This is a genomic window from Mesorhizobium sp. M7A.F.Ca.CA.004.04.2.1 (assembly GCF_004022825.1).
Classification (GTDB): Bacteria; Pseudomonadota; Alphaproteobacteria; order Rhizobiales; family Rhizobiaceae; genus Mesorhizobium.
The window spans coordinates 1-4,747 of sequence record NZ_RZPH01000433.1 but is presented as its reverse complement, the minus strand read 5'-3'; the positions used below and the strand labels follow the sequence as shown (position 1 = coordinate 4,747).

Genomic DNA, 4,747 nt, shown 5'->3' with positions numbered 1-4,747 from the left:
GGCCGAGGCCGGTCACATCGATGCCTGGGTGATTGTAGAAATTCTTGTCTTCGGCCGACAGGAAGGCCGCCTTGACGCGGTCCGGTATGGCCTGGATCGGCAAATACAGGCGCCGTTCGCGCGCGTATTCGGCCATCAGCGCGCCGTCCGACGCATGGATGCGGGTGGTCACCGGCGGCTCGTATTTGGCCAGCACCTCGTAGTCGGGCAGATCTTTCGACAAATGGCCGATGTAGATCGCAACGCCCGCCGCGACCAAAAGGGCCAGCGTCGTGCCGATGCCGAAAAAATAGCCAATGAGACGAATCATACCCGCTCCAGTCCTTGGTTCGGGAATTTCCTAAACGAAGCCGCCTTTCGCGCAAGCTTTCGAGCCGGTCCCAATCCGTAATCGAAAACCCTTGTCGCCGCCATGTGGACAAAATACGGCAATGCCTGATTTCGCGGTCGCGAGCAGGAAATAAAAAGCATTGGGTGTTGTCGTCGCGCAACGCCGCCTCTGGTTGCAGGCGCCGCCGGTCATGTCAACCTCCGGTTCCCGGTCCGGCCTTGGCCGACGCGAACAGCGCGACGGCGTTGGTTATACTCTGGGCCGCCTTGCCGCGCCAGTCGGCGTTGAGCAACTGCGCCTCGTCCTTGGCGTTCGAGAGATAACCGAGTTCGACCAGCACCGACGGCACGTCGGGTGCCTTGAGCACCTTGAAGCCCGCCGAACGCTGCGGATTGTTGATGAGGCCGACGCTGGTCGACAACTGGCCAACCAGCGTGTGGGCGAAACTCATCGAGAAATTGTGCGTTTCGCGGCGGATCAGGTCGATCAGGATGTCGGTGACTTCCTTGTTGTCGTTCTTGATTTCCATGCCGGCGAACTGATCGGAGAGGTTTTCTCGGTCGGCAAGCGCCTGCGCCTCGGGGTCCGAAGCCTTGTCGGAGACGGTGTAGACGGTGGCGCCGCGAATGCCCTTGACGCTGATCGTGTCGGCATGGATCGAAATAAGCAGGTCGGCCTCATGCTGACGGGCGATGCGCACGCGGTCATCAAGACGCAGGAATTCGTCTGTGTCGCGCGTCATGAACACATCATAATTGCCAACGGCTGCGAGTTTGTCGCGCAGCTCCGTGGCGAAGGCCAGCGTGACATTCTTCTCGATGGTGCCGTTCAGGCCCTCGGCACCGCCGTCGATGCCGCCATGGCCGGGATCGATGACGACGGTGAACCGATGACCCGGATTGGAAACCGGTCCGGTGCCGACCCGCCCTCCCTTGTCGGTCGAAACGGTCGATCCGGTGGTCAGCGCCTGATTGGCCAGCGCCACATCGAACTCGCGCTCGGATGCCGCCGACATGTCGATGGCAATGCGGTAGCCGGTTCCGTCCTCGTTCTTGAGCACGTCGAGCTTGTCGACGGCAAAGGGACCCTTGCCGGTGAGGATCAGCCGCGAAACGCCCTCGCTAAGCGCGCCCAGACGCACGCCCTTGACCAGGCCCCGCGCCTTCAAATCCTTGGCATCAACGGCGAATCTCGTATTCGCGAGATCGATGACAAGACGGTTGGGACCGCGCAGCAGGAACCATTTGATATCGGGTTCGCGATCGAAGTCCATGACGATGCGCATCTTGGTGGCATCGCCGGCCATCTTGTAACCTTTTGCCACGAGCGGAGCGTCGGCGGCATTGGCTTTTGAGGACAAGGCAGATGAGACCGCCAGCAGCAGCAAGAGGCAGAAAGCGGCCAGGATCCGGCCGCAGACACGACATCCCTTGTCTGTGAAGTCCGCCAATCCCATCTCTCTTCCAGTCGCTCCCGGTTTGGCGCCCGGCGCCGGTCGTTTCGTCGAAATGCCGGTTAGGCCGCGAACTCGATTAACGATTGGTATCCAGAGAAGGTTAACCAAGCCTTTTCATGCAAGGGCGGCAAGCTGGCTTACGCTACGGAACGGCTTTTTGCCGGCATCGGAAATCGGGGTTGCCTTCCACCCCGCCAAATCATAAAAGCGATGGTGGATCACTGCAATCCTGGAACCGCCCTCCTCCGCAGCTTCTTGCTACAGGGTCAGACGTAAAGGCGGCTCCTTTCGCTTCAGGCGAAAAGGGTTCAGGTGATCGCGACGAATTTCGCAGGCGTGCTCCCGTGGCGGGGGAATCGCCTGCGTGAGGAAAACGGCCGGGTTTGTTCCCGTGCCGGCTCTGTAGGAGCAAACAAGCTGGTCCGGTTCATCCGGGCTTTGGTTCAAAAGGTTCTGTTGGTGACGATGGCTTCAAGCGCAATCATGGAAAGGTCCGCATCAAACCGCGCCATTATGGCTGCGGGCGGCACCGCCATGGCGCTCAAGCGGCGGCTGACGGACGTTCAAATATCCGGCACCCACACTCCAGACACGCAGCAGCAGGCTTTGCCTCGCAAGCTGCGGCTGACGGCTGCCGGGGGGAAACGAAATAATGCCCAACAAAATGCTGATAGACGCCTCCCACCCGGAGGAAACACGCGTTGTCGTCATACGCGGTAACCGTATTGAAGAATTCGACTTTGAATCCCAGGACAAGAAGCAGCTCAAAGGAAACATCTACCTAGCCCGCGTAACGCGCGTAGAGCCCTCCCTTCAGGCAGCCTTTGTCGAATATGGCGGCAACCGTCACGGTTTTCTCGCCTTCAGTGAAATTCACCCCGACTATTACCAGATTCCGGTCGCCGATCGTCAGGCACTGCTGCGCGCGGAAGCGCAGGAGGCTGAGGACGAAGAGAACGAGGACGGCGACGGCGATGATCGCCAGAGCCGCGATCGCGGACGGCGCGGCCGCAGGCGCGGCGGCAAGCCCCGCGACCGGGGCGAGCACAAGCGTGATGCTGCCGATTCCAGCGAGGCAAGCGACACTGCCGACGAGGCGGAAGAGGGCGCCGACGCTGGTTTCGAGGAGATCTCGCACACGTCCGAGATCATCGAACATGCGGCCGATGCGTCCGAACATGCCGATGCGTCCGAACATGGCGAGGATTCCGCCGAGCAGGACGAAGGCGAAACCCGCGAAGGCGGCCCGACGTCGATCGCCGCCTCGGTCGAGGCCGATGTGATTTCCGAAGCCGTTCCGCAGGCCGAACAAGGCAGCGAGGCGACCTCCGGAGACAATGATCGCGGCATGCTGGAAGAAGTGCAGTCCTCGCATCCGGACGATCACGAGGTCGAATCAGTCGGCGCCGAGGACGCGCTGGAAGAAGTGCGCAACCGCCGCAAGCCGGTGCGCCGCCAGTACAAGATCCAGGAAGTGATCAAGCGCCGGCAGATCCTCTTGGTGCAGGTCGTCAAGGAAGAGCGCGGCAACAAGGGTGCGGCACTGACCACCTATCTGTCGCTTGCCGGCCGCTATTCGGTGCTGATGCCGAACACGGCGCGTGGCGGCGGCATTTCGCGCAAGATCACCAGCGCGGTCGACCGCAAGCGGCTGAAGGAGGTCGTTGCCGATCTCGAAGTGCCGCAGGGCATGGGCGTGATCCTGCGCACCGCCGGCGAGAGCCGCACCAAGGCCGAGATCAAGCGCGATTACGAATATCTGATGCGGCTTTGGGAAAATGTCCGCAATCTCACCTTGCAGTCCACGGCCCCTGCCCTGGTCTACGAGGAAGGCAGCCTGATCAAGCGCTCGGTGCGCGACCTCTACAACAAGGATATCGACGAGATTCTTGTCTCCGGCGAGGAAGGCTATCGCGAGGCCAAGGACTTCATGCGCATGCTGATGCCGAGCCACGCCAAGGTGGTTCAGCCGTTCCGCGACACGACGCCGATCTTCGTGCGCAACGGCATCGAGGCACAGCTTGACCGCATGCTGCAGCCGCAGGTGACGCTGAAGAGCGGCGGCTACATCATCATCAACCAGACCGAGGCGCTGGTTGCCATCGATGTGAATTCGGGCCGCTCCACCAAGGAGCACTCGATCGAGGACACCGCGCTCCACACCAATCTGGAAGCGGCCGAGGAAGTCGCGCGTCAGCTCAGGCTGCGCGATCTCGCCGGCCTGATCGTCATCGACTTCATCGACATGGAGGAGAACCGCAACAACCGCTCCGTCGAGAAGCGGTTGAAGGATCACCTCAAGAACGATCGTGCGCGCATCCAGGTCGGCCGTATCTCGCATTTCGGCCTGATGGAGATGTCCCGCCAGCGCATCCGCGCCAGCGTGCTGGAATCGACCATGAAGCCCTGCCCGCATTGCGGCGGCACCGGCCATGTACGCTCCGATTCGTCGGTCGCGCTGATGGTGGTGCGGGCGATCGAGGAATTCCTGCTCAAGGATTCGCGCAGCCACATCACGGTGCGGACGCCGGCGGCGACCGCACTCTATGTGCTCAACCACAAGCGCGGCACGCTGGTCGAACTCGAAAGCCGCTTCGGGCTGACGATCACCGTCGAGGCCGACGATTCGGTGGGTTCGCAACACTATGCGATCTTCCGTGGCGCGCTGGCTGAAAAGCCGGAAGGCTTCGTCGAGGCGCGCAGCTTCCCGGCCTATGTCGAGTTGGAAGAGCCCGAGGACGAGATTGTCGTCGTCGAGGAAGACGATGAAGCACCGGTGCAGGCCGAACAGCCACGCCAGCAGCCTCAGCAACAACAGCCCCGGCCCGCTGCCGGTGGCGAAGAAGGCGAAGGCCGCGACCGCAAGCGCCGCAAGCGTCGGCGCCGGCGCGGCGGCAAGGATCGCGATCGCGAACATGGCGCCCCTGCGGACGGTGCTTCCGTCTCGGCTCCGGCCGGTG

4 protein-coding genes are annotated in these 4,747 nt (G+C 62.1%); 1 reads left to right on the top strand and 3 read right to left on the bottom strand.

What is annotated here, in order from left to right; translation table 11 throughout:
- The 3 genes from EN893_RS19335 to EN893_RS19325 form a co-directional block, all read right to left on the bottom strand.
- Positions 1 to 310, bottom strand: a 310-nt coding sequence (locus EN893_RS19335; RefSeq protein WP_206640138.1) for a transglycosylase domain-containing protein, incomplete at its 3' end; no start/stop codon positions are given.
- A 30-nt stretch (positions 311 to 340) separates the two neighbouring features.
- Positions 341 to 523, bottom strand: a complete 183-nt coding sequence (locus EN893_RS19330; protein WP_127272598.1) for a hypothetical protein — start codon at positions 521 to 523, stop codon at positions 341 to 343.
- A 1-nt stretch (position 524) separates the two neighbouring features.
- Positions 525 to 1,787: an N-acetylmuramoyl-L-alanine amidase gene (locus EN893_RS19325; protein ID WP_127269499.1), complete on the bottom strand. Its 1,263-nt coding sequence runs from the start codon at positions 1,785 to 1,787 to the stop codon at positions 525 to 527.
- Positions 1,788 to 2,439: 652 nt separating this feature from the next.
- Between EN893_RS19325 and EN893_RS19320 the strand changes: the two genes are divergently transcribed.
- The coding region (locus EN893_RS19320) for a ribonuclease E/G (protein ID WP_164900957.1) at positions 2,440 to 4,747 on the top strand (2,308 nt) is incomplete at its 3' end.

Coding starts and splice junctions, on each gene's coding strand:
- EN893_RS19330 (WP_127272598.1), bottom strand. CDS start 523: ATGACCGGCGGCGCCTGCAACCAGAGGCGGCGTTGCGCGACGACAACA.
- EN893_RS19325 (WP_127269499.1), bottom strand. CDS start 1,787: ATGGGATTGGCGGACTTCACAGACAAGGGATGTCGTGTCTGCGGCCGG.